This window comes from Roseibium sp., from assembly GCF_965276855.1.
Taxonomy (GTDB): domain Bacteria; phylum Pseudomonadota; class Alphaproteobacteria; order Rhizobiales; family Stappiaceae; genus Roseibium.
In genome coordinates this window covers 220,512-246,517 of the sequence record NZ_OZ255700.1, presented here as the reverse complement: position 1 = coordinate 246,517, position 26,006 = coordinate 220,512, and the positions used below count along the sequence as shown (strand labels likewise).

Sequence of the window (26,006 nt, the reverse complement as noted above, 5' to 3'; positions counted from 1 at the left end):
ATTGAACAGTCCTGCACCACATCTTGAGACGAAAGGTCCGGCGCCCGGAGCGCCGGATTTTCTCTATGAGGCCTATGAGACGGTCGGCTCGACCAACGCTCTGTGTCTGGAGCGGGCCGTTTCGGGGCATCCTGGAAACCTCTGGATCCGGGCCGGCGTACAGACGGCTGGCCGGGGCCGGCGGGGGCGGGCCTGGACCTCTCCGCAGGGAAATCTCTTTGCAAGTGTCCTTCTGATCGACCCGTCTTCCTTGGCCCGGATCGGCGAATTGCCGCTTTTGTCGGCTGTTGCGCTTGCCGAAGCCGTTGACATGGCTGCCGGTACGCTCCAATTGGTGTCGTTGAAGTGGCCGAACGACCTGTTGGTCGACGGAGCGAAACTCTCGGGCATCTTGCTGGAAGCCGAGACACTCAAAGACGGTCGCTTGGCTGCGGTCATGGGGTTTGGGGTCAATTGTGTGTCCCATCCCGATCCGGCGTTGTACCGGGCGACCGATCTGCGCAGCCTAGGCTATCAAGTATCGGCCGACAGCTTGTTCGCAGCGCTGGCGGAAACACTGGCAAAGTATTTTGCAATCTGGCACCAACCGGACGGTTTTGATCGCATCCGGCGCCAATGGTTGAAGCGGGCGGCGCATTTGGGACAAAAGATCACTGTCCGGGCCGCTCAAGAAGAAATAACCGGCATTTTTGACGATCTGGATGCGTCCGGCCATTTGGTCCTAAGACTGGATAACGGCCAAAAACGCACGGTCTACGCCGGTGACGTATTTTTATCCGGCGAATGACGGCCGGACAGTTCCCTCGAAAAATGTGAGGGGTAGGAGAATTTGATGGCTTCGGCCAAGGATAAAGAAAACGACATTGTGTTCCTGCCGCTTGGCGGTGTTGGCGAAATCGGCATGAACCTCGGCCTTTACGGCTACGGGCCGGAGGGCAACCGGAAATGGTTGATCGTCGATTGCGGCGTTAGCTTTGCTGGCCCGGAACTGCCGGGCATCGATCTGGTGATGCCGGACATCAAGTTTCTGGAAGATGAGGTCGACAGTATTGTCGGCATGGTCATCACCCATGCCCACGAAGACCACTATGGCGCGATCCTGCATTTATGGCCCTTCCTGAAAGTTCCGGTCTACGCGACGGCCTTTACCGCCGGTTTGTTGGCGGCCAAGACTGAGAGCGAGCCGGGCGCTGAAGAGGTTCCCGTGACCGTGGTGCGTCAGGGCGAACGTCATACGATTGGTCCGTTCGATGTTGAATTCGTTGCCATGGCCCACTCGATCCCGGAGCCCTGTGCGCTGGCAATCCGCACCCCAGCCGGTTTGGTGCTGCACACAGGTGACTGGAAGATCGATAGATCTCCAGGTATCGGCCAACCGATCGACCTTGACCGGCTGGCAGAGCTTGGCCGCGAAGGGGTCATGGCGCTCGTTTGCGACAGCACCAATGCGGTTCGAGACGGCGTCAGCCCGAGCGAAGCGGATGTGGCCGCTGAACTGACCAAAGTGATTGGCCGGGCCAAGCATCGCGTTGCCGTAACAACCTTTGCCTCCAATGTTGCCCGTATCCGGGCAATCGCGCTTGCCGCTGCGGCGAATGAGCGGGACGTGGTTGTGGTTGGCCGGTCCATGCACCGTGCCATCGAAGTGTCCAACGAGCTGGAGTATCTGGACGATCTCCCGGCCTTCCATGACGAAGAAGCTTATGGGTATCTGCCGCGTGACAAGGTCGTGCTGTTGTGCACAGGTTCACAGGGTGAAAACCGGGCCGCGCTGGCCCGGATTGCTGCCGGTGATCACCGGAACATTGCACTTGCCCAGGGCGATACGGTGATCTTCTCGTCCCGAACCATTCCGGGCAACGAGAAGGAAGTCGGGTCTGTCCTCAATAATCTGGCGGACAAGGACGTTGAAATCGTCACCGACAAGGATGCCCTGGTCCATGTTTCGGGACACCCGCGCCGCGGTGAACTGGAGCAGCTCTACAAACTGGTACAGCCAAAAGTCGTGCTTCCCGTCCACGGGGAACCATTGCATCTTGCAGCTCATGCTGCGTTTGCGAAGGAACAAGGCGTTCCGGAAGTCATTCGCGGCAAGAATGGGGACATCATCCGCCTTGTGGCCGGCCGGGCTGCAATCATCGATGAGGCGCCGTTCGGCATTCTGGTGAAGGATGGCCGGATCCTTGATGACCCGGAAGTCACCGGGGTGAAGGAACGGCGGAAGCTGTCTTTTGCGGGCGCTGCGATCATCACACTGGTGGTCAACCGGTCCGGCGAGCTGCTCGACGATCCACATGCGGTGCTGCTCGGACTGCCGGACACGGACGATGATGGCGAGCCGATGGAAGACATCGTTCAAAAGGCTGTAATTGGCGCTGTAACGAGTATTCCGAAGGCCCGGCGCAAGGACAAGGACCTGATTGCCGAAGCGGCGCGCCGCGCGGCCCGGTCGGAGATCCTTGATGTCTGGGGCAAAAAGACGCTCTGCAAGGTGGTGGTGACCCGGCTATAAGTTACACCGCAAATCGTGCTGAAGGCACGGTCTGCCTGTTTGTGGAGGAATTGGAATGATCGGTCGGCTTAACCACGTGGCCATTGCAGTGTCGGATATCGATGCGGCAACCGCCGTTTACCGGGATACGCTTGGTGCGGAAGTCTCTGCCAAGGAAGCGCAGCCGGACCACGGTGTTTCGACCGTGTTCATCAACCTGCCGAACACCAAGATCGAGTTGCTTGAACCGCTTGGCGAAGATTCGCCGATCGCTAAATTTCTAGAAAAGAACCCGTCCGGCGGCATTCACCACGTCTGTTATGAAGTCGACGATATCATCGCGGCGCGTGACAAACTGGTGGCGGATGGCGCACGTGTTCTTGGCAGCGGCGAACCGAAAATCGGTGCCCACGGCAAACCGGTGCTGTTCCTCCACCCGAAGGACTTTCTCGGCACCCTGACGGAATTGGAAGAGGCTTAATCACATGTCTTTGGCGTTCAGCCTGGCAATCTTTTTCATGATGTGGTGGATCATCCTGTTTGCAATGCTTCCCTTCGGCATGCGCCGGACACAGGAGGAAGCAGGCGAGGTGATCCCGGGCTCTGAGGCCAGTGCCCCTGAACGCCCCCGGATGTTGCGCGTACTGCTGATGACGACGGTCGTCACCTGCGTGCTCTTTGCCGGGTATATGTGGCTGCGCTCCAGTGGCTTCGGCTTGGATGATATTCCCTTCTTTATGCCTCCGAGCGAAAGTTATTCCACGCCTGGCGGGTAATGCCCGGTGTGAATGGAATGAAAAAGGGGAGCCGCCGTCGCTGCTCCCCCTTTTGTTTTTCCGCTCATTTTTCAGTCGTTAAAGCACGCATTCGATCCCGACCAGGCGGGCACCGGTGCCGTGGTTTTTCAGATCCACGTTGCCGCTTTGAACGGCCAGTTCCTTGCGTTTTGCTTCAAGGCGAGTGGCTTCCGCCTTCAGACCCTGCAGACCAACCATGATCTCATCCCATTCTGCCGAGCAGTCAGTCAATCCGAACTTGGCCGTGAGCTTTTTCATCACAATGCCCTTCAGGTCGATTTGTGTGCCCTTCCAGTTGAAAGACACCCAATCAGACATGAGGTTGAATTTATCGAATTGCATGCGGATGCCGTAAACAGATTCCATGATGCCACCATAGTAGGTTGTCATCGCAAACCCATAGATGCTGTTGAAGTCCCAGCCAAACTTATGGCTTTCAAAGGAGTCCTTGTATTTGACCAGATGCCACTTGTGATATGTGTGGTCGGACTTGCCCTGGATGTTTTTTGATTCAGCCTGTGATTTGATTTCCAGCTTGCCGGTGCCGTCACCTGCGTTGATCTTGATTTGCTGGTTCCGGCCGCTGGTGACGGTAATGCCGCCGTTTTCGGTCGAAACGTTGATACTGTCCTGGACCGCGGCAGAATAGTCGCCGTCCACGTCGAGCGTGTAGTCACCCTTAACCTGCTGATGATAGTCGGCAGTCTCGAGATACATTTTTTCAGCCGCTTTAATCAGCACCCGGCCATCGCAGGCGAGCAGAATACCTTGAGAACCGCCCGCAGCATTTGTGTAGACAGAAGTGTCGTCGCCTTCATCCTCGATATGCTGAGCCGGGAAGAGCTCATCATGATGATCATTCTCGAACGCGGTGCGCTCCACCTCGGAATACTCGCCCAGGCGGAAGAATGCACCGATGTCGTCTTTGGTGTCATCAGTCGTGTCTGACGGAACGAGATAAAAAACATTCCGGTTCAAATGAACCGGGAGGCAAGGCTCTGACGGCAAAGGGGGAACTTGCTGAGGCACGGACAGTCTTTGTGTCGGGTCCAGCGGAAGCCCCGGAAGTGACCAATCATGCAGAGCCATCTTGTTCTCCAGTTTTGTTCTTCGTTATTAGTGTCCCGGCACGCGGGTCGTACTTAGCGCCGCCACACTTCCTGCGTAGCCCGGCACGTGACTGCTACACTGTGTTCTGTGTCACAAAAACGTAACGTTAGAAATGACTATGTTGCAAGAAGGGTTAAGGAGAGGAATATGCCGAAAGTTTATTTCTTCATGTTTCTTAGCAAGGTCCTAATCTGAAAGCCGGATTTCTGGTGTCCGAAATAAAATGGACATTGGGGGCCATGTCCAATCTGCGGTGCTCTTTGGCCGAAATGGCGCCGTTCGATTCGTCATAATTCGCTAGGAGATAGACGCGGCCAGTTATGCTCATCCGGCATGGCAGAAATGCAGGCGGCAACAATCGCAGTGGACCGCCGTTTTGTCAGCGGGGGAAAGACGCTTCGAACGTCAAAGCCACTCGAAATTCCGAGTGTTCGAACTCTCGCAGACAAAGAAAAAAGGCAGAGCCTGAAGCTCTGCCTTGATAAAGTTCCGCGTCTAAATTGACTCCGTTCCCTCGCGTGCCGGTTTTCCGGTTTGACGGGGCGGCTGCTGCCGTAAGGCGCGCCTGGTGTCCTTCCTCCCAAGACTCAGACCGCGATGTCCGTAAGCTCCTGACATTTCTGCCTAGGGCTTTCTTGTTATGGGAACGGAACCTAACTGATTGTTTTCGCCTTGTCACCTATTTGTCTTGGAGAGCCTACATTTTTTGCTTGCCTATTTCCGATGCGTCAAAAAAACACACGTGGAACCCGGAAAACGGCGCTGCAAATTGAGCTGGCTAAGTCCTGCAATTCAGCTGGCGACCCGCTGTCTATCTGCAAATCCTGCAAAACTCGGCCATAAAATGCGATTGCTCTTGTGTTTAAGGTCAGCTTGCGCTTTGACTGCGCACAAATCCGGCAATGCCACAGTTTTGAGAGTGCATAAATGCGTCTGTCCCGTTACTTCCTGCCCATCCTGAAAGAAACTCCGAAGGAAGCGGAAATTGTTTCCCACCGGCTCATGCTGCGGGCGGGCATGATCCGCCAGCAGTCCGCCGGGATTTATTCTTGGCTACCGCTGGGATTGAAGGTGCTTCGCAAGATTGAGCGGATTGTGGAAGAAGAGCAGGCACGGGCAGGGGCGGTTCAGCTGCTGATGCCGACCATCCAGCCTGCCGACTTGTGGCGCGAAAGTGGGCGCTACGATGCCTATGGCAAGGAAATGCTGCGCATCACCGACCGCCATGAGCGGGAGATGCTTTTTGGTCCGACCAACGAGGAGATGATCACCGACATCTTCCGCAGCTATGTACGCTCCTATAAAGACCTGCCGCTAAACCTTTACCACATACAGTGGAAGTTCCGGGATGAAGTCCGCCCGCGGTTCGGCATCATGCGCGGGCGCGAGTTCCTGATGAAGGATGCTTATTCCTTCGATCTTGATCAGGAATCGGCGCGTCATGCTTATAATCGCATGTTCGTCGCTTATTTGCGCACTTTTGACCGGATGGGCCTGAAGGCGATTCCGATGAAGGCTGACACGGGCCCGATTGGCGGCGATCTCAGCCACGAATTCATCATCCTTGCGGAAACCGGCGAGAGCGAAGTGTTCCTAGACAAGTCACTTCTTGAAATGCCGATCCCGGCCAAGGACACAGATTTCTGGTCGGACCTGTCACCGATCGTTGAAAGCTGGACGACCCCCTACGCAGCGACCGACGAAATGCATGATGAAGCAGCTTTCGACGCATTGTCAGAGGAAACACGCGTATCTGCGCGCGGTATCGAGGTCGGACACATCTTCTATTTCGGCACAAAATACTCCGATGCGATGGGCGCCAAGGTCGCCACTGCTGAAGGAACGGAAGTGCCGGTCCACATGGGCTCTTATGGTGTCGGCGTATCCCGTCTTCTTGGTGCCTTGATTGAGGCCAATCATGATGAGGATGGAATCATCTGGCCGAAATCGGTGGCACCGTTCCATGTTGGCATCATCAACATGCGCCCGGGCGATGATTTGACCGACCCGGTCTGTGAGGACCTTTACGCCAAGCTGGAAGCTGCCGGCATTGAGGTGCTTTACGACGACACGGACAGCCGGGCAGGGGCGAAATTTGCCACGATGGATCTGATCGGTTTGCCGTTCCAGGTGGTGGCCGGTCCGCGCGGGTTGAAAGATGGTGTGCTGGAGGTCAAGGACCGGGCAACTGGGGAAAAGGAAATGCTGACCCCGGAGGCAACCTTGAACAAGCTCACCGCGGCATTGACGGACTGATCCAGTCCGGTGATCCTCTGGGGCGGGGAATCGGCTGCGGGAAACAGCGGCCACCGGGGCGTTGCTGAATTGGATGGAAAATGACAGCAGTAGACACTGCGCGCGAGGGCGCGGACCGGGGGACGGTAGAGCCGACGCGCCCCTTTGCGCCCTTTGAATGGATGATCGCCGGCCGGTATCTGCGCTCGCGCCGCCGGGAAACATTCATTTCAGTGATCGCCGGTTTTTCCTTCGCGGGCATCATGCTGGGCGTTGCAACGCTTATCATCGTCATGGCGGTGATGAACGGGTTCCGCTCTGAGCTGTTGGGCAAGATCCTCGGGATCAATGGCCACATGCTGATCCAGCCGATTGACCAGCCGCTCACCGATTATGATCCGGTGGCCAAACGCCTTGAGGGCGTGCCGGAGGTCATCAGCGCCATTCCTTTCGTTGAAGGTCAGGCCCTCGTCTCTGGTCCTGCCGGAAACCTCGGAGCATTGGTGCGCGGCCTCAAAGAAAGTGACTTGCGCCGGATCCCGTTGGTTGCCAACAACTTGCGTGCCGGGACGCTGGATGGTTTTGATGCCGGTCAAGGCGTTGCCATCGGTTCGCGCATGGCGCAACAGCTCGGCATCACGCTTGGTGACAACATCACCATCATTTCACCGCGTGGCAGCGTCACCCCTATGGGCGTGACCCCGCGGGTCAAGGCCTATCCGGTGACCGCGATCTTCGAGATCGGCATGAGCGAATATGACGCGACTTTCCTGTTCATGCCGCTGCCCGAATCCCAAGCCTATTTCAATATGGACGGCATCACGACCGGGATTGAGCTTTACGTGGTCGATCCGGACAATGTCGGAACCATGCTGGCTGCTGTTGAAGAAGCTGCCGGCCGTCCGGCGTTCGTAACCGACTGGCGGCAGCGGAATGTGACGTTCTTTTCCGCGCTTGAAGTTGAACGGAACGTGATGTTTATCATCCTGACGCTCATTGTGCTGGTCGCGGCGCTCAACATCATTTCAGGCCTTATCATGCTGGTGAAGGACAAGGGGCACGACATTGCGATCCTGCGGACCATGGGTGCAACGCGCGGATCCATCATGCGGATCTTTTTAATCACCGGCGCCAGCATTGGCTGTGTCGGCACGCTGGCTGGTTTTTTCCTTGGGCTCATCGTGTGTCTCAACATTGAGAGCATCCGGCAATTCGTTTCCTGGCTGACGTCGACGCAGCTGTTTGATCCAACGCTTTATTTCCTGTCGAAACTGCCGGCAGAAATCGACAGCGGCGAGACTGTAACGGTTCTGTTGATGGCGCTTGCCCTGTCTCTTCTGGCGACGCTTTATCCGGCATGGCGGGCGGCTCGGCTCGATCCGGTCGAAGCCCTGCGGTACGAATAGGAGAGGGCAGATGAACCAGGCTGTAGATCCGCGCCGGGCTCCCGGTCTCCAACCGGCTGCCATCGAACTGTCAGGAATTTCCCGCGCGTATGATGAAGGCGACCACAAGCTTCATGTGCTAAATGGTGCGAACCTGCGCATTGAAGCCGGTGAAATGGTGGCGCTCGTTGCTCCGTCCGGAACCGGTAAATCGACGCTTTTGCATATTGCGGGGCTCTTGGAGCAACCCGATGGCGGCGATGTCTATCTCGGCGGCGTCAATTGCACGGATTTGTCGGATGATGAGCGCACCGCGATCCGGCGCAACGACATCGGCTTCGTCTACCAGTTTCATCATCTGCTGCCGGAGTTCACCGCGCAGGAGAACATCATGATGCCGCAGATGATCCGGGGGTTGCCGAAAAAGGTGGCGGCCGACCGCGCCGATGAGCTGCTCGCCTATATGCGCCTTGCCGATCGGGGCAGCCACCGTCCCTCTGAACTTTCTGGCGGTGAACAGCAGCGGGTGGCCGTTGCCCGCGCGGTTGCCAATGCGCCGCGGATTCTTCTTCTGGATGAACCGACCGGCAATCTTGATCCCAACACGGCGAACTATGTTTTCGATGCGCTGTCCGCGCTGGTCCGGGCTTCCGGGGTTGCGACGCTCTTTGCGACCCATAATCTTGAACTTGCCGGACGGATGGATCGCGCCATCACGCTGGCAGACGGTCTCGTAAAACCCCGCTGATCTGGCGAACCTAGGCGTTCCGGTTTTTGACGGAAACACTTTTGGTGAAACTGGAACAAAGCAAAAACACAAAGGTTTCTGCGGGTTTTATACAAATCAAATCAAGGAGAACAAAAAAGGCTTGCAAAGAGAACATAAATGGAACATGTTCTGATTATCGAACAAGATGTTGGAGGGTGGTATGTTCTATTTCGCTCGTGACTGTGCAGCTTTTGCATCCCTTGTTTCCTTCTGTGCGACGCTCGCTGTTTGGGGCGATGTCATTCTCTCCGCTGGCTGAGCCACAGCGTATCCAACCTGCAGTCCGGCACGTGGCAGCCGGGCAGCATGCCCTCAAATCGTTACCGGATTTGAGGTATGGTCGGACTAGCGAAGGCAATTGGCAAGACACATGGCGCAACATGGTCTGGCAGAGATGCTTTTAGCCCTTTAAAGAACAGCGGTGACAACCGCACTGGCGGCTGGACGAAACGCACCCGAGGCGTTTCACTTTGAAGCGAAGATTCGCGCAAGCCATTGAGTATGCCGCCATGACGAATGTAGACAGCGATATGAGTTCCGTGTCTGGAGCGCCCGCTCCAATGGGGAGCGGTCCGGGTTTCGTGCACTTGCGCGTCCATTCCGCGCTCTCGCTCCTGGAAGGGGCGTTGCCCATCAAGAAGCTCTTGGATCTCGCCAAGGCAGACGATCAGCCGGCGCTTGCGATCGCCGACACCAACAATCTTTTTGGCGCGCAGGAGTTCTCGAGCAAAGCCTGGGGCGCGGGCATTCAGCCGATTACGGCGTGCCAATTGTCCGTGTTTTTTGATGATGGTCTGGACAGCGGACGGCGCGGCGAGCCGGCACTTGCTGACCTCGTCCTTATAGCCATGACTGAAACCGGTTACGGCAACTTGATGGAACTGACGTCAAGGGCGTTTCTCGACACGGAAACGGGCCTGAGGCCGCATGTCTCGATCAGCTATCTTCTTCAAAAAGCGCAAGATGTGATTGTCCTGACCGGTGGAAGTCTGGGCGCCATTGGCGCGCCGCTGTTGGGCGGCCGGAAAGATTTGGCGGAGAGCCGGCTGATAACACTCGCCGATGGATTTACAGGACGGTGTTACGTCGAGCTTCAGCGCCACGGCATGGAGAGCGAGCGCAAGACCGAAGAGGCATTCCTTGATCTTGCCTATGAGATGGGTTTGCCGCTCGTTGCGACCAATGAGGCTTTCTTTCCAGCGCGCGATGATTACGAGGCGCACGATGCGCTGATCTGTATCTCGGAAGGCCGGGTTCTGATCGAAAGCGACCGGCGGCGGTTAACGCCGGAGCACTATTTCAAGACGCGCGCAGAAATGTGCGCTCTTTTTGCTGATTTGCCCGAAGCATTGGCTTCTACGATTGAGATCGCGAAGCGCTGTTCGTTCCGGCCGATGAAACGGGCACCAATCCTGCCCCGGTTTGCTGGTGCAGATGCGGACCCGGAAGAAGCCGAACGCGCCGAATCTGAAGAACTGAAGCGCCAGGCCCGCGAAGGGCTTCAGGCCCGCCTCGATGCCCATGGCCTGGCGCCGGGTCTTGAGGAGAAAGACTACTGGGAACGCCTTGATTATGAGACCGGCATCATCGAACGGATGAAGTTTCCGGGTTACTTCCTGATCGTTGCCGACTTCATCAAATGGGCCAAGAATCACGACATCCCGGTTGGACCGGGCCGTGGCTCTGGTGCGGGCTCCCTGGTGGCCTGGTCCTTGACAATCACCGATCTTGACCCGATGCGGTTCTCGCTTCTCTTTGAGCGGTTCTTGAACCCGGAACGTGTCTCGATGCCGGATTTCGACATCGACTTCTGTCAGTCCCGGCGTGAAGAAGTCATTCGCTACGTTCAGGAGAAGTATGGCCGTCAGCAGGTGGCTCAGATCATCACCTTCGGATCCTTGCAGGCGCGCGCGGTTCTGCGGGATGTCGGGCGTGTCCTGCAAATGCCCTATGGCCAGGTCGACCGTCTCTGCAAACTTGTGCCCGCCAACCCTGCCAATCCTGTCACTCTGGGTCAGGCGATCGAAGATGAGCCGCGCCTGCGCGAAGCTGCCCGCGAAGAGGAAATTGTCGAGCGGCTCCTCGGCATGGCCCAGAAACTTGAAGGGCTTTATCGGCACGCATCCACCCACGCCGCCGGTGTGGTCATTGGCGACCGGCCGCTTGAGCAGCTTGTCCCGCTCTACCGCGACCCGCGCTCCGACATGCCGGTCGCCCAGTTCAACATGAAGATGGTTGAGGATGCGGGTCTTGTTAAATTTGACTTTCTCGGCCTGAAAACGCTCACGGTCATCGACACGGCGGTGAAGCTGATTGAGCGGCGGGGCATCAAGGTGGATGTCGCTGGCCTGCCGATTGACGACAAGAAGTCCTACGACCTTCTGACCAGGGGCGAGACGTTCGGCGTGTTTCAGCTGGAAAGTCAGGGCATGCGCCGTGCCGTTGCCGGCATGAAGCCGGACCGGTTTGAGGACATCATTGCCCTTGTGGCGCTCTACCGTCCGGGCCCGATGGAGAACATCCCGGTCTACAATGCGGTGAAGCACGGCGAGCAGGAACCGGACTGTCTGCACCCGCTGCTCGAACCGATCCTGATGGAGACGAACGGTATCATCGTCTACCAGGAGCAGGTGATGCAGATCGCCCAGGTGCTTTCAGGTTATTCGCTTGGGGAAGCGGATCTTCTGCGCCGCGCCATGGGTAAGAAGATTGCCGCGGAAATGGAAGTCCAGCGCGCCCGCTTTGTTGACGGCGCCGTTGAGCGGGGCATCAACAAGACCCAGGCGGGGACAATTTTCGATCTTGTGGCGAAATTCGCGAACTACGGCTTTAACAAATCGCACGCAGCCGCCTACGCACTGGTCTCCTATCACACCGCCTGGCTGAAGGCGAACCACCCGGTCGAATTCATGGCAGCGTCCATGACACTCGATATGGGGAATACCGAAAAGCTCGGGGACTTCCGTCAGGAAGCCCGGCGGATGGGCATTGAAGTGGTGCCGCCGTCCATCAACCGCTCGCAGGTCTATTTTGACGTATCGGACGGCAAGATCCTCTACGCAATGGGGGCCGTGAAGGGTGTTGGCGAGCAGGCCGTGGAACATATTGTCGAGGTGCGCGGCGAGACGCCGTTCAAGAGCCTCGGCGATTTTGCCCGGCGGATTTCACCGAAGGCCTTGAACAAGCGCACGCTCGAAAATCTGGCCGCTGCCGGCGCGTTCGATGAACTGGAGCCGAACCGGGCTCGTGTTTTTGAAGGTCTTGACCGGATTATGGGGCTCGCGCAGCGCACGGAAGAAAACAAGACCCTTGGTCAAGACGAACTGTTTGGTGGATCGGACAGCGAAGAACCGCTGCAGCTTGATGAGGTTCATGGCTGGACGTCCGAGGAGAAGCTTCAGCGCGAGCATTCGGCGATCGGCTTTTATCTCTCCGCGCACCCAATCGATGAATATGCCTCTGTCCTGGAAAAGATGCGCGCTCAGCCGTGGGCACAGTTTGCCGAAGCGGTGAAAAAAGGTGCATCGGCCGGCCGTCTTGCAGGGACCGTGATCTCTATGCAGGAGCGCAAGACAAAGTCTGGCACCCGGATGGGCATAGCGCGCTTGTCGGATGCCACAGGCCAGTATGAAGCGCTGCTCTTTCGCGAAAAGCTGGAGCAATTCCGCGATGTGCTTCAAACCGGGCGTTCGGTGGTCGTGCTCGTGGGAGCCGACATGCGCGACGATGAACCCTCACTCCGGATCGAACAGGTTGATCCGATCGACAAGGTTGCCGCGCGCCTTCAAAAGAGCATGCGGGTATTTGTGCGCGACGAACGGCCGATCGCAAGTCTTGCCAAGCAGCTGACAGTGCGCGGGGAGGGGGACGTTACGGTGATTGTGCTTCTCGAAAACGGCGCCCGCGAGGTTGAGGTGAAATTGCCCGGCCGGTTCCGCCTGTCTCCGGAAATCGCCGGGGCGCTCAAGGCAGTTCCCGGTGTCACGGACGTTCAGATGGCTTAACGTTGCGTTGGAAATCAGCTGGCCGGCCAGATAATCTCGAGCCGGATCCCGCCGGGTTCTGAAAACATCATGTGCTGCCGTGGACCGCCGGACAGGGGCTCTGGTTCGAATTCCATTTTTACGCCTGGCCAGATGCGGACTGTCTCGGCCATCGCCAGCAGCTCATCTTTACTGGCAACTTCAAGGGCCAAATGATGCAGGCCGATGTTTGTCTTTCGGTCAAAGTCTGTGATCGCTTGGGTTTTGTCCGCTTGCCACAGGGTCAAACGGCAGGTGCCATCGGAAACAGTTGAGCGTGGATAGCTGTCATCGCGGGCAAGCACCTCCCATCCAAGGCACTCTGAGAAGAAAGAGGTTGTTTGATCCAGATCCCGGACCGTCAGGCCGAGGTGGTTGATGCCTATGGTTGCCATGGAACTCTCCTTATATATAGGCGGCCATCCGTAGGGAGATCAGCTGCTGCGGGCAAAGGCCAAGGGAGGCGCGGTTTGCAAGGACTTGCAGCCGCGGCGAGGTGGGTTCGGCGAATATAGCCTATGGCGGCAAAGATTCTCCGTATAAAACCGGCGCCAGGCTCTTGAAATAAAATTTCTCTCCCACTATAAGGCGCCCATTCCACACGCAAGGGGCGGAAACTGAGCTTATCGGTGTCCATCCGGTGGCTGAAGGGAATTCTCCTCCAGCCCACAACCCTCTTGCGGAGGTAAAACCGGAAAACTCAGGAGTTATAGGCATGGCATTGCCTGATTTCACGATGCGTCAGCTGCTGGAAGCTGGCGTTCACTTTGGTCACCAGAAACACCGTTGGAACCCGCGCATGGGTCAGTACATCTTTGGTGTGCGCAACGATGTTCACATCATGGACCTGTCCCAGACCGTTCCGCTTCTGCACCAGGCACTGAAGGCTGTCTCTGACACCGTTGCCGGTGGTGGCCGAGTTCTCTTGGTTGGTACCAAGCGCCAGGCTCAGGAAGCTGTTGCAACGTCTGCCCGCAATTCTGCGCAGTATTTTGTCAACGCCCGCTGGCTCGGCGGCATGCTGACCAACTGGAAAACTATTTCCCAGTCCATTCAGCGCCTGCGCAAGCTGGAAGAGACCCTGAACTCTGACGCAGCAAACGCTCTGACCAAGAAAGAGCGTCTGTTCATGGACCGCGAGCGTGAAAAGCTTGAGCGGAACCTTGGCGGTATCAAGGACATGGGTGGTATCCCGGACCTGATCTTCGTCATCGACACCAACCGCGAAGCAATCGCCATCCAGGAAGCCCGCCGTCTGGGTATCCCGGTCGCAGCGATCCTGGATTCCAACTCCAGCCCGGAAGGCATCACTTACCCGGTTCCGGGCAACGATGACGCTGGCCGTGCAATTTCTCTCTACTGCGATCTCATCGCACGCGCAGCCATCGATGGCATCTCCCGCGCACAAGGCGCGTCCGGCATGGACATCGGTGCTTCTGAAGAAGCTCCGGTTGAAGAAGCGATCGTTGAAGCAGCCGCAGAAGCAGCTCCGGCAGAAGCTGAAGCAGCAGCTGCCCAAGCTTAAGTTGATTTGATTTCTACCGCGCGGCGATCCGCGCGGTAGAAACATGTTGAATTCGCAAGGCGGGGTGCAAATTGTTGCGTGCCCGTCATAAAGGCGCGGAAGGCTATCGGCTAAACCGTGTCTCATCTGAAACCCCCCATCTACGAGGCAATCGATGAGCATTACCGCCGCGATGGTAAAAGAGCTCCGTGAGAAATCCGGCGCTGGCATGATGGACTGTAAAACCGCCCTTAAAGAAAACGGCGGTGACATGGAAGCAGCTGTTGATTGGCTGCGCACCAAAGGCCTGGCGAAAGCCGCAAAAAAAGCTGGCCGTGTGGCCGCTGAAGGTCTGGTTGGTGTAGCTGCTGACGGCGCAAAAGCTGCTGTGATCGAGCTGAACTCCGAAACCGACTTCGTTTCCCGTAACGAAGGCTTCCAGGAGCTGGTTGGCAAAGTCGCCAAGGTTGCTGTTGGCACCGACGGTTCCGTAGACGCTGTGAGTGCGGCTGATCTGGGCGGCAAGTCTGTTGCCGATTCCATCACCGATGCGATCGCAACCATCGGCGAGAACATGAATCTGCGCCGTTCTGCGATCCTGTCTGTCAACGACGGTGTCGTTGCCACATATGTTCACGGCGCTGTTTCCGATGGCCTCGGAAAAATTGGTGTTCTGGTTGCTCTGGAATCTTCCGGCGACAAGGACAAGCTGAACGCCCTTGGCCGTCAGATCGCCATGCACGTTGCTGCAACCAGCCCGCTGGCTCTGAACACCGAAGAGCTGGACCCGGCTGTTGTTGAGCGTGAAAAAACCGTGTTCTCCGAACAGGCCCGCGATTCCGGCAAGCCGGAAAACATCATCGAGAAGATGGTGGAAGGTCGCCTGCGCAAGTTCTACGAGGAAGTCACGCTGGTCAAACAGGCTTTCGTGATCAATCCGGATCAGACGGTTGAGCAGGCTGTTGAAGGCCTTGCCAAGGAAATCGGCACTGAAGTCAAACTTACTGGCTTTGTCCGCTTCGCTCTCGGCGAAGGGATCGAGAAAAAAGAAGAAGACTTCGCCGCCGAAGTGGCGGCAGCCTCCGGGCAGTAAGGTCCCAAGAAAAGCGCCGGTTAGTCCGGCGCTTTTTTTTTGAAGGCTTAATTTTACCCAAGGTGCACAGATGACATCTCCTTTGCGTTGGAAACGGATCCTCCTCAAGCTCTCCGGCGAGGCCCTCATGGGATCGCAGGCTTTCGGAATTGACCCGGCGATTGTGCAAAGGATTGCAAAGGAAATTGCCGACGCTGTGGCGCTCGGGGCCCAGGTCGGCGTGGTCGTCGGCGGTGGCAATATCTTCCGCGGCGTGGCGGTGGCTGCCAAGGGCGGCAACCGGGTCACCGGTGACCACATGGGCATGCTTGCCACGATCATGAACAGCTTGACCCTGGCGGATGCTTTGCGCCGGCTGAAGGTCAACGCACGCGTCTTGTCGGCGGTCGCCGTTCCCTCGATTTGCGAAACCTTTTCCCAGCGCGTTGCAGACCGCTACATGGAAGACGGTGATGTCATCATTTTTGCAGGCGGCACGGGAAACCCATTCTTCACCACGGACAGTGGTGCGGCCTTGCGCGCAGCCGAAATGAAATGCGATGCCTTTCTAAAGGGCACCCAAGTTGACGGTGTTTATTCAGAGGACCCCAAGGTCAACCCGGATGCCGAGCGCTATGAAACTCTCGGTTATGACGAGGTCATTAGCCGGAACTTGAAGGTCATGGACACCACCGCGATCGCCTTGGCCCGGGACAATTCCATTCCCGTCATTGTTTTCTCGATCCATTCACCGGGCGCACTGGTCAGCGTTTTACAGGAAACCGGGACCTACACAGTCGTGGGTGACGAGTAGTTTTTCGGCGCGTAACAGGCTGTAGCACTTGTGTTTCGGTGCGGTTGTGCCATGTTGGCGCGCCGGATTTGATTTGGCTTAAGCAACAAGAACAGTGAGGACAAAATGTCTGTAGAAGGTGTCGACCTGGATGACTTGAAGCGGCGCATGCAAGGCGCGCTTTCTTCTCTGAAAACCGATTTCTCAGGTCTGCGGACAGGCCGTGCATCCGCAAGCATGCTCGATCCTATTTCTGTCGACGCCTACGGCCAGTCCATGCCGCTGAGCCAAGTTGGGACGGTTTCCGTGCCAGAACCGCGCATGGTTGCGATTCAGGTCTGGGACAAGTCCATGGTTGCTGCTGTTGAAAAGGCCATTCGCGAATCAAATCTCGGTTTGAATCCGGTGGTAGACGGTCAGTTGCTGCGCCTGCCGATCCCTGAGCTCAACCAGGAGCGCCGTCAGGAGCTGATCAAGGTTGCGCATAAGTATGCCGAACAGGCCAAGGTCGCGATCCGCCATGTGCGCCGGGATGGTATGGACGACGTAAAAAAGGCCGAAAAGGACGGTGATATTTCCCAGGACGACAGCCGGGTCGCTTCAGACGAAGTCCAAAAACTGACCGACGGGATGATCGGCGAAGTCGACGCGATGCTCGCGAAGAAAGAGGCGGAGATTTCGCAAGTTTAAAAACCGGCACCGCGTCAGCAGTTGAGGAATGAGATGAGCAGCAACCTGGATCGACAGGCAAATGCGGGGCCGGTTCCGGCAGAGCCTTCACATGTGCCCAATCATGTTGCGTTCATCATGGATGGTAATGGCCGCTGGGCGTCTTCCCGTGGCCTGCCGCGCACCGAAGGCCACCGTCAGGGGCTGGAGGCGCTGCGGAAAATCATTCGCCATGCCGCTGAGCGCGGTATTGGTGTTGTGACGATCTACAGCTTTTCGACGGAAAACTGGAGCCGGCCGGAGCCTGAAGTCAGATTTCTGATGGGGCTGCTGCGCCGGTTCGTGCAGCGTGACTTGAGCGAATTGCACCGGGAAAACATTCGCATCCGTATTATCGGTGAACGCGATAATCTCGATGCTGGGATCCTCAAGCTTTTGCTTGATGCCGAGGAGCTGACCCGCAACAACACGGGCATGGAGCTGGTTGTTGCCTTCAACTACGGCGCACGGCAGGAGTTGACCGCAGCAGTGCAGAAATTGTGTGAGAAGGTTGCGCGCGGCGAAATCGAACCAAGCGCCATTGCTGAAACCCACATTTCCGCAGAACTCGACACGGCGGGTCTTCCTGATCCGGATCTGATCGTGCGCACGAGTGGCGAACTGCGCCTCTCGAATTTCCTCTTATGGCAGGCGGCGTATACAGAGTTCTATTTCTCGGATCTCATGTGGCCCGATTTCGACGAAGCTGCGCTGGATCAAGCGCTGGAATGCTTCGGCAACCGGGATCGGCGGTACGGTGGTGTCACCGCGCAGGCGCTCTGAGGTCGTGGCCAAGTAATGCCCGCTCAAGACCCTACAACCAAACCGAAAAGCAATCTGCAGCTGCGGGTTCTGTCCGCGGTGGTTTTGGGGCCTCTGGTTCTCGGACTGATTTATCTGGGGGGATGGGCTTACGCGGTGCTTGTCCTGGCGGCTGCTATCCTTTTCCTATCAGAATGGTTTACAATTACCGGGACCAGGCAGGCGTCGGTTCCGGCGATTGCCGGGCATGCCGCGCTCATTGGCGCGTGTGGTCTCAAGCTCCTCGGTTTCCATGTTGAGGGACTTCTGGTCATCGCTGCAGGCGCGGCTGCGATGCTGGTGTTGTCCGGGTTTTCCAGGGAAGGCCGCTGGGGTGCGGAGGGCATCGTCTATAGCGGCTTGGCCCTGACAGCGCTCTTGTCCTTGCGGGCAGGCACTGGCGGTCTGGTGTTCACTTTCTTTTTGTTCTTTGTGGTCTGGGCCACGGATATTTTTGCTTACTTTACCGGCCGGGCAATGGGTGGCCCCAAACTCTGGGCACGCGTGTCGCCGAAGAAAACATGGTCTGGTGCAATCGGCGGCCTTACCATCGCAATCGTTTTCGGTGTCGGGGTGGCGGCAGTCAGCGGAGCCAGTCAACTTGTGACGTGGGCCGTGCTGGCGGCTATCTTGTCAATCGTTTCACAAGCCGGTGATTTGTTGGAATCTGCAATCAAACGCCGATTTGACGTGAAAGATTCAAGCCAGCTGATCCCCGGGCATGGCGGTATTATGGATCGGATTGATGGCTTGGTCGCCGCTGCCATCTTTGCGGTGCTGATCGGCCTGATCGCTGGTGGGACGTTTGCAGATCCTTTAAGCAGCTTGGCTCTATTCTGAGTGGGAGAGTGCCGTTGACGGCGGAACAAGAGCAAGACTATCCGGCAAAATTGGTTCGCGTTACAGTTCTTGGTGCGACCGGATCAATCGGTCAGAGCGTCGCAGATTTGATTGCACGTAATCCCGACCGTTTTGAAGTTGTTGCCTTGGTTGCCAATTCAAGCGCTGACGCCTTGGCGGAGATGGCGCTCCGTTTGAAGGCCAAATCCGCTGTTTTGTGCGATCCAGGCAATTATGAGGATCTGAAAAACCGGCTTTCTGGAAGCGGGATCGAGAGCGCGTCCGGTGTTCAAGCTGTGCTTGAGGCGGTAGACCGGGATACAGATCTTGTCATCGGGGCAATTGTGGGTGCCGCCGGTCTTTTGCCAACCATGGCAGCTATTAAGCCCGGGCGGCGAATTGCGCTGGCCAACAAGGAGTGCCTGGTGTGCGCAGGGGACCTGTTCATGGGCAGGATTGCGGCAGAGGGCGCCGAAATCCTGCCGGTCGACAGTGAGCACAACGCAATATTCCAGGTCTTTGAGGCCTCTCACCCGGACAGCATAGAAAAGGTCATCCTGACCGCGTCTGGCGGCCCGTTCCGAACGATGGCGTTTGAAGATATGGTGCGGGTGACACCACAGCAAGCACTCAAACACCCGAATTGGGATATGGGCGCGCGGATCTCCATCGACAGCGCCACGATGATGAACAAGGGTCTTGAAGTTATTGAGGCTCATCACCTTTTTCCGGTGAGTGCTGATCAGTTGGATGTTCTTGTCCATCCGCAATCTGCGGTTCATGGGCTTGTCCAATACCGCGACGGATCGCTTCTTGCGCAGCTCGGCAGTCCCGATATGCGCACACCGATTGCGCATTGCATGGCCTATCCGCGCCGGATGAAAGCACCGGTCGAGCGCCTGGATTTAGCGAAACTTGGATCGCTCACGTTTGAGGCACCGGACATGAAGCGGTTCCCGGCACTGCGGATCGCGCTGGAGGCGCTCCGGTCGGGTGGTACAGCGCCAGCGGTTCTAAATGCTGCCGACGAAACAGCTGTTGCGGCCTTTCTGAAAGGCGCGATCGGGTTTATGGACATCCCGGCAGCCGTCGAAGAGGCGCTATCGGCGTTTTCTGCCAAAGGAAAGCTTACACCAGCTGCGACGGTGGAAGATGTTTTGGCGCTGGATCAGGAAGCTCGTGTTTGGACAGGGCATTGGATTTCAAGCCGCGCCGCCTAATTTATCCGGTGCGAAACGAATGCTGGATCATTAACGTGCCGTAATTCCATTGCTATTAAGGTAGCACTTAAGGACTGTTCGGGAACAATCGGAAATCTCATGGAAATATTTGGCTCTGCCTACGACCTTCTGATCGGCTATATGGTGCCGTTCCTGTTTGTTCTGACGATCGTCGTCTTCTTTCATGAGCTCGGCCACTTTGCCGTTGCGCGGTGGTGCAATGTGAAGGTGGATGCTTTTTCCGTTGGTTTTGGGCGGGAATTGTTTGGATGGTATGACAAACACGGCACGCGCTGGAAAGTGTCGCTTATTCCCCTTGGCGGCTATGTGAAATTTGCCGGTGACGAGAATGCCGCGAGTGTTCCGGACCGGGAATACATTGCCAGCATGAGTGAGGAAGAGCGCAGAACAGCTTTCATCGCAAAACCCGTGTGGCAGCGTGCAGCGATCGTGGCTGCCGGTCCGATCGCCAATTTTATCCTGGCGGTCATCATTTTTGCCGGGATCTTCATGGCCTACGGAAAGCCGCAGCTTTTGCCGGTCGTCTCCACGGTTATCGAGGGTTCCGCTGCCGAAACAGCCGGCCTTCAGACAGGTGACCGAATCCTGTCGATCAATGACAAGCCATTGTCTTATTTTGAAGATTTGAAATGGACAGTGCGCCATAATCCGGACCAGCCGCTGGTCCTCGGGATTGAGCGGGACGGGGCTGAGCTCACAGCGACAGTGGTGCCCGTTTACGTCACCGACGTCAATCAGTTCGGTGTAGAGTACCGGGAGCCGCGCATTGGCGTGGCAATCGCAAGTGACGAAAATACCCGTATCTTGAAGCAGCTCGGTGTTGGCGGCGCGCTTTGGGAAGGTGTGCTGCGGACCTACAAGATCATCTACGATACCGTGAATTTCATCGGCGAGATCTTTGCCGGGGAGCAGTCGGCAAAACAATTGGGTGGGCCGATACAAATTGCGCAGGTGTCCGGAACGGTCGCTCAGTTCGGCCTGATAGAGCTTATCAGTCTCGCTGGTTTCCTATCTGTGTCGATCGGTTTCATCAACCTGCTTCCAATCCCGATTCTCGACGGTGGCCATCTGGTGTTCTACGCAGCAGAAGCGATCCGTGGAAAACCACTCAATGAAAAGGTGCAGGAAGTCGGATTCCGCATCGGTTTGGGCCTCGTCTTAATGCTGATGGTCTTCGCAACATGGAACGATATCTGGCGATTAATGAGCCTTTGAGCGCGGAGCCGTGACATTGACGCAACGTCCTCTGACTAAATCGATTTCGGCGGCCAACTCCTGTTGCGTTATCGGTAAAATCCTATAAAACATGGATCGATTTTTGGGATTCTCCGGGGGTGATCGGAAGAATCTCGAAACGGGGTTTTAAAAAATAAAGGCATAGCGCACTGATGCAGCGATTGCAGAAACACTTGAGAGCCGCAATTTTGGCGACCGCGGTTCTCTCAGCCGGGTCGTTTGTGCCGGACAACTTTGGGCCGTTCGCGGGGGCAACGCAGGCGGAAGCCGCTGTCGCGCGCAACATTGAAGTTCGCGGCACGAGCCGGATCGAGGAAGATACGGTCATCAGCTACATGACCATCGTTCCCGGCCGTTCCTATGGCGCGGCTGATGTCGATGAGTCCCTAAAGGCGCTGTATGCAACCGGTTTGTTTGCCACGGTAGAAATCACCCCGCGCGGCAGCACCGTTGTCGTGACCGTGACCGAGAACCCGATGATCACCCGGGTCTCATTTGAGGGGAACCGCAAAATTAAGGACGATGCGCTTGCTACAGCCGTTCGTTCCCAATCGCGGTCCATGCTCTCTCGCGCAAAAGTTCAGTCCGATGTCCAGAGTATCCTGGAAGCTTACCGCCGAAGCGGACGCTATGGCGCCGCCGTTGAGCCGAAAATCATTGACCGCGGTCAGAACCGGGTCGATCTGGTCTTTGAAATCAATGAAGGTGCGAAGACTGGCGTGGAGCGCATCAGCTTCATCGGTAACAACTCCTTCAGTGATGGTCGTCTTCGCGATGTGATCCGCACCCGTGAGAGTGGTTTGCTCAGCTGGTTGCGCAGCACCGATACCTACGATCCGGATCGTCTGGCTGCAGACGAAGAGCTGTTGCGCCAATACTACAACAACAAAGGCTATGCGGATTTCCGTATCGTCTCTGTAAGTGCTGATCTCGACCGCGAGAACAATATCTTTTACGTGACCTTCACAGTGGATGAGGGTGACCGCTACGACGTCGGCAACGTTGAGGTGGTTTCCACGATCGCCGAAGTCGACCCTGAAGATCTGCGCAGGCTCGTGCGGACCCGCAGCGGCCGGACATTCAACGCGCTGCGCGTCGAGCAGTCTGTTGAAGACATTACGCTTCGTGTTTCTGAGGAAGGGTATGCGTTTGCCCGTGTTCGTCCCCGTGGTTCTCGGAACTATGAAAACAACACGATCGATCTGATTTACTACATCGAAGAAGGTCCGCGGGCCTATGTTGAGCGCATCAACATCATCGGCAACGACCGGACCCGTGAATATGTCATCCGTCGCGAGTTTGATGTTGCTGAAGGCGATGCGTTCAACCGCGCCTTGATCGACAAAGCCGAGCGCCGTTTGCGGAATTTGAACTTCTTTGAGCGTGTTTCCATCACGACACAGCAGGGCAGTGCTCCGGATCGCGTGATTGTGAACGTGCAGGTTGAAGAAAAGCCGACCGGTGAAATCTCCTTCGGTATCGGTTACTCCACGACCGACGGTGTGGTCGGTGACATCTCCCTGACCGAGCGCAACTTCCTCGGCCGTGGCCAGTACGTTAAAATCGGTGTTGGCGGTGGTTCCGATACCCAGACCTACGAGTTCCGCTTCATCGAACCGTTCTTCATGGGACGCCGGGTCGCGCTGGACCTCGATGTCTACCGTCAGGTGAATGATGCCAACAGCTACCGGTCTTTTGATGAAGAGCGGACCGGCGGTGGCTTCGGCTTTACCCTGCCGCTGCGCGAAGATGAGACAACGCTTCGTCTGTTCTATGCAATCTACGAAGAGAAGAACACTGACGGCAAATATGGTTCGACCGGGATCAATAACTGTAGCACTGCGAATCTCTCGTTGGCCGTCTGTGACTCCCTCGGAACATATTTGACCTCGCTGGTTGGTTATGAGCTGCGCTACAACACACTTGACCGCAACCTGAACCCGACGGACGGCATCTACGCCTCCTTCAGGCAAGAGTTTGCCGGTGTTGGTGGCGACAGCCAGTACATCAAGAGTGAAATCCAGGCGCGTGCCTACAAGGAAATCCTCGCTGACTACGGCCTCGTCGGCAGCGTCCAATTCCGCGGTGGTAATATCTTCGGTATCAATGAACGTCTTCGGGTGTCTGAGCAGTTCATGCTCGGTGGCAACCTGATCCGCGGTTTCGAAAACCGGGGTATCGGGCCGCGTGATGCGACGTCTGATGACGCGATCGGCGGTCGTTGGTACTTTGCGGCGACAACCGAAGCACAGTTCCCGATTCCGGGTATTCCGAAGGAGCTGGGCCTTGGCGGTGCACTGTTCGCGGATGCCGGCTCGCTGTGGGATGCCGACGACGAGCTTGTTGATATTGTTGAGGCGGGCGGTGGCCGGATCCTGTCCAATGGATTTGACCTGCGGGCTTCAGTCGGCTTCGGTATCCGGTGGCAGTCGCCATTCGGGCCGCTCAAGGCAGACTTTGCTTACCCGCTCCTGAAAGAAGATTCTGACCGCACCCAGGTGTTCCGCCTGAGTGGTGGCACCACCTTCTAAGAAGCGGTTTCTACCCGAAAACCGACGGCCGCCGCATCAAACGGCGGCCGTTTTTGTTACGGTCAAACCGGACCGCAGGTGTTCAAAAGAGGATATGCCGATGTCCGAGCCGAAATTCTTTCACTTTCCAGAAGGTATACGCCTCGGCGATATCGCCGGTTGGGCAGAGGCCGAACTGGTGAACGGCGCACCGGAAACCGAAATCACCGGAGTTGCTCCGCTTGAAGACGCCGGTCCGGGCATGCTGGTGTTTTTCGACAATACAGCCTACCTCGACGCGCTGACCACCACTGCTGCAGCCGGCTGCCTGGTCAGCACACGCCACAAGGACAAGGTTCCCGCAAGCGTTGCCGCGCTTGTTTGTAAGGACGCCTACCGGTCTTGGGCTAAAGTGCTGGCTCATCTCTTTCCCGAGGCGATGGTTCCGCGTGATCATGGTGTTGAAGGCGTATCTGAGCGCGCATCGGTAGATGGGACTGCAAGTCTTGAAGACGGTGTGTGCGTTGAACCTGGGGCGGTTATCGGGGCAGGCGCAGAAATTGGTGCAGGGACTGTCATTCGCAGCAATGCGGTGATCGGGGCAGGCGTGCGTATCGGCCGTGATAGTGTCATTGGCGCCAATTGCTCCGTCCAGCATTCAATCTTGGGCAATCGTGTTTATCTTCATCCGGGTGTGTGCTGCGGGCAAGATGGATTTGGCTACGCCATGGGACCGGGCGGACACTTGAAAGTGCCGCAAGTCGGGCGGGTCGTCATACAGGATGACGTTGAGATTGGGGCCAACACCACCATTGACCGCGGGGCCAACCGCGACACCGTGATTGGTGAAGGCACGAAGATCGATAACCAGGTCCAGATTGGCCACAATGTCGTCATTGGCCGTCATTGTGTCATTGTCTCCCAGGTCGGCATCTCCGGCAGCGCAACGCTTGAAGATTATGTGGCGATTGGCGGACAGAGCGGTGTGGGCGGGCATGTCACCATTGGCATGGGTGCTCAGGTTGCGGCGGTCAGCGTTGTCAGCGAAAGCTTGGAAGCCGGCGGGCGCTACGGCGGAACGCCCGCAAAACCTGTGAAACAATGGTTCCGCGAAGTTGCTGCAGTCAGAAAACTTGCAGAACGCGGCGGCAAATCGTAAACGGACAGCAGTTCACACATCCAATTACTTGAAGAGTTTTGGCGGATCTCCGCCAAGGGGCGAAGAATGGACGAAACAGAAAAAACAACGCTCGCAACAGCGGACATCATGAAAGTCATGAAGCTGTTGCCGCACCGGTATCCGTTTTTGCTGATTGACCGGATCATCGAGATGGACGGCGACAACAGCTGCATCGGCATTAAGAACGTCACCATCAACGAACCGCAGTTTCAGGGCCACTTCCCGGAACGGCCAATTTTCCCGGGTGTACTGTTGATCGAAGCCATGGCGCAAACGGCAGGCGCCTTGTGTGTTCATGCGCGCGGTGCCGATGCCCCGCCGCAACTGGTCTATTTCATGACCATCGATAGGGCCAAGTTCCGCAAACCTGTGGAGCCGGGCGATCAGGTCCATTTTCACGTCAAGAAAATCAAGCAACGTGCCAACATCTGGAAGTTCGATGCGGTTGCCATGGTTGACGGCGCAAAAGTCGCCGAAGCCGAGGTCAGCGCGATGCTGGTAGACGCGTGAGGAATTATGGCTGATATCCATCCAACAGCGATCATTGAAGACGGCGCAAAAATCGGCGCCGGCGTGCGCATTGGCCCTTATTGTGTCATTGGGTCTCAAGTGACACTTGGCGACAACGTTGAGCTGAAGTCTCATGTTGCATTGTCCGGTGACACGACCATTGGAGCTGGCACTGCCATCTTCCCGTTCGCATCGGTTGGCCATCAGGCACAGGATCTGAAGTTCCGTGGCGAGGCCGCAACTCTGACGATTGGCGAAGGCTGCATCATCCGCGAAGGCGTAACGATCAATCCGGGCACCGAGGGCGGCGGACTGAGCACGACAATCGGCAACAATTGTGCGTTTCTTGCAAATTCCCATGTCGGACATGACAGTCACCTTGGGGACAGGGTCATCTTGTCCAACAACGTAATGATCGCAGGTCACGTAACCGTCGGCAGCAATGTGATTTTCGGCGGCGGGTCCGCTGTTATTCAGTTCACACGGATTGGCGACAATGCCTTTGTTGGCGGTATGGCCGGCCTTGAGAACGACCTTATCCCGTTCGGCATGGTGACCGGCAACCGGGCGAGCCTTGGTGGACTGAATCTGATTGGATTGAAACGCGCCAATTTCCCGCGTGAGCAAATCCACGCTTTACGCGCGGCCTACAAGGAGCTTTTTGAAAGCAATGAAGGCACCTTGCGTACGCGTGCCGAGGCGATTGCAGAGACCACTCATGATCAGCCGCTTGTAAAGAAAGTGACCGACTTTATCCTTGTAGAGGAAGACCGGCGCTTTTGTACCCCTGCTTAAGCGGGTA

At 56.8% G+C, this 26,006-nt stretch carries 22 protein-coding genes; 20 read left to right on the top strand and 2 right to left on the bottom strand.

Annotated elements, in window-relative coordinates; genetic code table 11:
- Position 1 precedes the first annotated feature (1 nt).
- From ACQY4Z_RS01085 to ACQY4Z_RS01070, 4 genes are read left to right on the top strand one after another with little or no spacing between them, the layout of a single operon-like run.
- Entirely contained in the window at positions 2–787 is a 786-nt protein-coding gene (locus ACQY4Z_RS01085) for a biotin--[acetyl-CoA-carboxylase] ligase (RefSeq protein WP_428525907.1), read from the top strand.
- A 45-nt stretch (positions 788–832) separates the two neighbouring features.
- The gene (locus tag ACQY4Z_RS01080; protein WP_428525905.1) at positions 833–2,512 is read left to right on the top strand and encodes a ribonuclease J; all 1,680 of its coding nucleotides are present in this window, start codon (positions 833–835) and stop codon (positions 2,510–2,512) included.
- 55 nt (positions 2,513–2,567) lie between these two features.
- Positions 2,568–2,972 carry a methylmalonyl-CoA epimerase gene (gene mce / locus ACQY4Z_RS01075; protein ID WP_428525903.1) on the top strand — a complete coding sequence of 135 codons (405 nt, stop codon included), beginning with the start codon at positions 2,568–2,570 and terminating at the stop codon, positions 2,970–2,972.
- Between the two features lie 4 nt (positions 2,973–2,976).
- Positions 2,977–3,267 carry a DUF1467 family protein gene (locus tag ACQY4Z_RS01070; protein WP_055672865.1) on the top strand — a complete coding sequence of 97 codons (291 nt, stop codon included), beginning with the start codon at positions 2,977–2,979 and terminating at the stop codon, positions 3,265–3,267.
- Between the two features lie 78 nt (positions 3,268–3,345).
- Here the strand turns inward: ACQY4Z_RS01070 and ACQY4Z_RS01065 are convergent, their stop codons facing one another.
- Positions 3,346–4,377, bottom strand: a complete 1,032-nt coding sequence (locus ACQY4Z_RS01065; protein ID WP_428525901.1) for a hypothetical protein — start codon at positions 4,375–4,377, stop codon at positions 3,346–3,348.
- Positions 4,378–5,325: 948 nt separating this feature from the next.
- On the opposite strand from ACQY4Z_RS01065, the gene proS reads away from it, so the two are divergent.
- From proS to dnaE, 4 genes are all read left to right on the top strand, one after another.
- On the top strand, positions 5,326–6,654 hold the full coding sequence (proS, locus tag ACQY4Z_RS01060; RefSeq protein ID WP_428525899.1) for a proline--tRNA ligase: 1,329 nt from the start codon (positions 5,326–5,328) through the stop codon (positions 6,652–6,654).
- Positions 6,655–6,734: 80 nt separating this feature from the next.
- Positions 6,735–8,039: a lipoprotein-releasing ABC transporter permease subunit gene (locus tag ACQY4Z_RS01055; protein ID WP_428525897.1), complete on the top strand. Its 1,305-nt coding sequence runs from the start codon at positions 6,735–6,737 to the stop codon at positions 8,037–8,039.
- 10 nt (positions 8,040–8,049) lie between these two features.
- Positions 8,050–8,766 (top strand): ABC transporter ATP-binding protein, encoded by a 717-nt coding sequence (locus ACQY4Z_RS01050; RefSeq protein WP_133950053.1) that lies wholly within the window; start codon positions 8,050–8,052, stop codon positions 8,764–8,766.
- A gap of 581 nt (positions 8,767–9,347) precedes the next feature.
- On the top strand, positions 9,348–12,791 hold the full coding sequence (gene dnaE, locus ACQY4Z_RS01045; RefSeq protein ID WP_428529682.1) for a DNA polymerase III subunit alpha: 3,444 nt from the start codon (positions 9,348–9,350) through the stop codon (positions 12,789–12,791).
- A gap of 14 nt (positions 12,792–12,805) precedes the next feature.
- Here dnaE and ACQY4Z_RS01040 read toward each other — a convergent pair whose 3' ends face one another.
- The gene (locus tag ACQY4Z_RS01040) at positions 12,806–13,204 is read right to left on the bottom strand and encodes a VOC family protein (RefSeq protein ID WP_428525895.1); all 399 of its coding nucleotides are present in this window, start codon (positions 13,202–13,204) and stop codon (positions 12,806–12,808) included.
- Between the two features lie 320 nt (positions 13,205–13,524).
- On the opposite strand from ACQY4Z_RS01040, the gene rpsB reads away from it, so the two are divergent.
- From rpsB to lpxA, 12 genes are all read left to right on the top strand, one after another.
- The gene (rpsB, locus tag ACQY4Z_RS01035) at positions 13,525–14,334 is read left to right on the top strand and encodes a 30S ribosomal protein S2 (protein WP_141186436.1); all 810 of its coding nucleotides are present in this window, start codon (positions 13,525–13,527) and stop codon (positions 14,332–14,334) included.
- A 154-nt stretch (positions 14,335–14,488) separates the two neighbouring features.
- Entirely contained in the window at positions 14,489–15,406 is a 918-nt protein-coding gene (gene tsf / locus ACQY4Z_RS01030; protein ID WP_428525892.1) for a translation elongation factor Ts, read from the top strand.
- 70 nt (positions 15,407–15,476) lie between these two features.
- Positions 15,477–16,199, top strand: a complete 723-nt coding sequence (gene pyrH / locus ACQY4Z_RS01025; protein WP_008192166.1) for a UMP kinase — start codon at positions 15,477–15,479, stop codon at positions 16,197–16,199.
- Positions 16,200–16,304: 105 nt separating this feature from the next.
- Positions 16,305–16,868 carry a ribosome recycling factor gene (frr, locus tag ACQY4Z_RS01020; protein WP_428525890.1) on the top strand — a complete coding sequence of 188 codons (564 nt, stop codon included), beginning with the start codon at positions 16,305–16,307 and terminating at the stop codon, positions 16,866–16,868.
- A gap of 33 nt (positions 16,869–16,901) precedes the next feature.
- The gene (locus tag ACQY4Z_RS01015) at positions 16,902–17,669 is read left to right on the top strand and encodes an isoprenyl transferase (protein WP_428525888.1); all 768 of its coding nucleotides are present in this window, start codon (positions 16,902–16,904) and stop codon (positions 17,667–17,669) included.
- Positions 17,670–17,684: 15 nt separating this feature from the next.
- Positions 17,685–18,527, top strand: coding sequence for a phosphatidate cytidylyltransferase (locus tag ACQY4Z_RS01010; protein WP_428525886.1), 843 nt, complete (start codon positions 17,685–17,687; stop codon positions 18,525–18,527).
- An 8-nt stretch (positions 18,528–18,535) separates the two neighbouring features.
- On the top strand, positions 18,536–19,747 hold the full coding sequence (locus ACQY4Z_RS01005; RefSeq protein WP_428525884.1) for a 1-deoxy-D-xylulose-5-phosphate reductoisomerase: 1,212 nt from the start codon (positions 18,536–18,538) through the stop codon (positions 19,745–19,747).
- Between the two features lie 99 nt (positions 19,748–19,846).
- The gene (gene rseP / locus ACQY4Z_RS01000) at positions 19,847–20,983 is read left to right on the top strand and encodes an RIP metalloprotease RseP (protein ID WP_428525882.1); all 1,137 of its coding nucleotides are present in this window, start codon (positions 19,847–19,849) and stop codon (positions 20,981–20,983) included.
- A 173-nt stretch (positions 20,984–21,156) separates the two neighbouring features.
- A complete protein-coding gene (gene bamA, locus ACQY4Z_RS00995; protein ID WP_428525880.1) occupies positions 21,157–23,535 on the top strand; it encodes an outer membrane protein assembly factor BamA in 2,379 nt (792 codons plus the stop codon).
- 100 nt (positions 23,536–23,635) lie between these two features.
- The gene (gene lpxD / locus ACQY4Z_RS00990; protein ID WP_428525878.1) at positions 23,636–24,673 is read left to right on the top strand and encodes a UDP-3-O-(3-hydroxymyristoyl)glucosamine N-acyltransferase; all 1,038 of its coding nucleotides are present in this window, start codon (positions 23,636–23,638) and stop codon (positions 24,671–24,673) included.
- 66 nt (positions 24,674–24,739) lie between these two features.
- The gene (gene fabZ / locus ACQY4Z_RS00985; RefSeq protein WP_008192525.1) at positions 24,740–25,204 is read left to right on the top strand and encodes a 3-hydroxyacyl-ACP dehydratase FabZ; all 465 of its coding nucleotides are present in this window, start codon (positions 24,740–24,742) and stop codon (positions 25,202–25,204) included.
- Between the two features lie 6 nt (positions 25,205–25,210).
- The gene (lpxA, locus tag ACQY4Z_RS00980) at positions 25,211–25,999 is read left to right on the top strand and encodes an acyl-ACP--UDP-N-acetylglucosamine O-acyltransferase (RefSeq protein ID WP_428525876.1); all 789 of its coding nucleotides are present in this window, start codon (positions 25,211–25,213) and stop codon (positions 25,997–25,999) included.
- Positions 26,000–26,006 lie beyond the last annotated feature (7 nt).

Excerpts from the sequence above, each read along its gene's own strand:
- rseP (WP_428525882.1), top strand. The coding sequence starts at position 19,847 with ATGGAAATATTTGGCTCTGCCTACGACCTTCTGATCGGCTATATGGTG.
- ACQY4Z_RS01010 (WP_428525886.1), top strand. The coding sequence starts at position 17,685 with ATGCCCGCTCAAGACCCTACAACCAAACCGAAAAGCAATCTGCAGCTG.
- proS (WP_428525899.1), top strand. The coding sequence starts at position 5,326 with ATGCGTCTGTCCCGTTACTTCCTGCCCATCCTGAAAGAAACTCCGAAG.
- lpxD (WP_428525878.1), top strand. The coding sequence starts at position 23,636 with ATGTCCGAGCCGAAATTCTTTCACTTTCCAGAAGGTATACGCCTCGGC.
- dnaE (WP_428529682.1), top strand. The coding sequence starts at position 9,348 with ATGGGGAGCGGTCCGGGTTTCGTGCACTTGCGCGTCCATTCCGCGCTC.
- ACQY4Z_RS01040 (WP_428525895.1), bottom strand. The coding sequence starts at position 13,204 with ATGGCAACCATAGGCATCAACCACCTCGGCCTGACGGTCCGGGATCTG.
- rpsB (WP_141186436.1), top strand. The coding sequence starts at position 13,525 with ATGGCATTGCCTGATTTCACGATGCGTCAGCTGCTGGAAGCTGGCGTT.
- tsf (WP_428525892.1), top strand. The coding sequence starts at position 14,489 with ATGAGCATTACCGCCGCGATGGTAAAAGAGCTCCGTGAGAAATCCGGC.
- ACQY4Z_RS01065 (WP_428525901.1), bottom strand. The coding sequence starts at position 4,377 with ATGGCTCTGCATGATTGGTCACTTCCGGGGCTTCCGCTGGACCCGACA.
- lpxA (WP_428525876.1), top strand. The coding sequence starts at position 25,211 with ATGGCTGATATCCATCCAACAGCGATCATTGAAGACGGCGCAAAAATC.
- pyrH (WP_008192166.1), top strand. The coding sequence starts at position 15,477 with ATGACATCTCCTTTGCGTTGGAAACGGATCCTCCTCAAGCTCTCCGGC.
- ACQY4Z_RS01055 (WP_428525897.1), top strand. The coding sequence starts at position 6,735 with ATGACAGCAGTAGACACTGCGCGCGAGGGCGCGGACCGGGGGACGGTA.
- ACQY4Z_RS01050 (WP_133950053.1), top strand. The coding sequence starts at position 8,050 with ATGAACCAGGCTGTAGATCCGCGCCGGGCTCCCGGTCTCCAACCGGCT.
- bamA (WP_428525880.1), top strand. The coding sequence starts at position 21,157 with ATGCAGCGATTGCAGAAACACTTGAGAGCCGCAATTTTGGCGACCGCG.
- frr (WP_428525890.1), top strand. The coding sequence starts at position 16,305 with ATGTCTGTAGAAGGTGTCGACCTGGATGACTTGAAGCGGCGCATGCAA.
- ACQY4Z_RS01080 (WP_428525905.1), top strand. The coding sequence starts at position 833 with ATGGCTTCGGCCAAGGATAAAGAAAACGACATTGTGTTCCTGCCGCTT.
- mce (WP_428525903.1), top strand. The coding sequence starts at position 2,568 with ATGATCGGTCGGCTTAACCACGTGGCCATTGCAGTGTCGGATATCGAT.
- ACQY4Z_RS01015 (WP_428525888.1), top strand. The coding sequence starts at position 16,902 with ATGAGCAGCAACCTGGATCGACAGGCAAATGCGGGGCCGGTTCCGGCA.
- ACQY4Z_RS01070 (WP_055672865.1), top strand. The coding sequence starts at position 2,977 with ATGTCTTTGGCGTTCAGCCTGGCAATCTTTTTCATGATGTGGTGGATC.
- fabZ (WP_008192525.1), top strand. The coding sequence starts at position 24,740 with ATGGACGAAACAGAAAAAACAACGCTCGCAACAGCGGACATCATGAAA.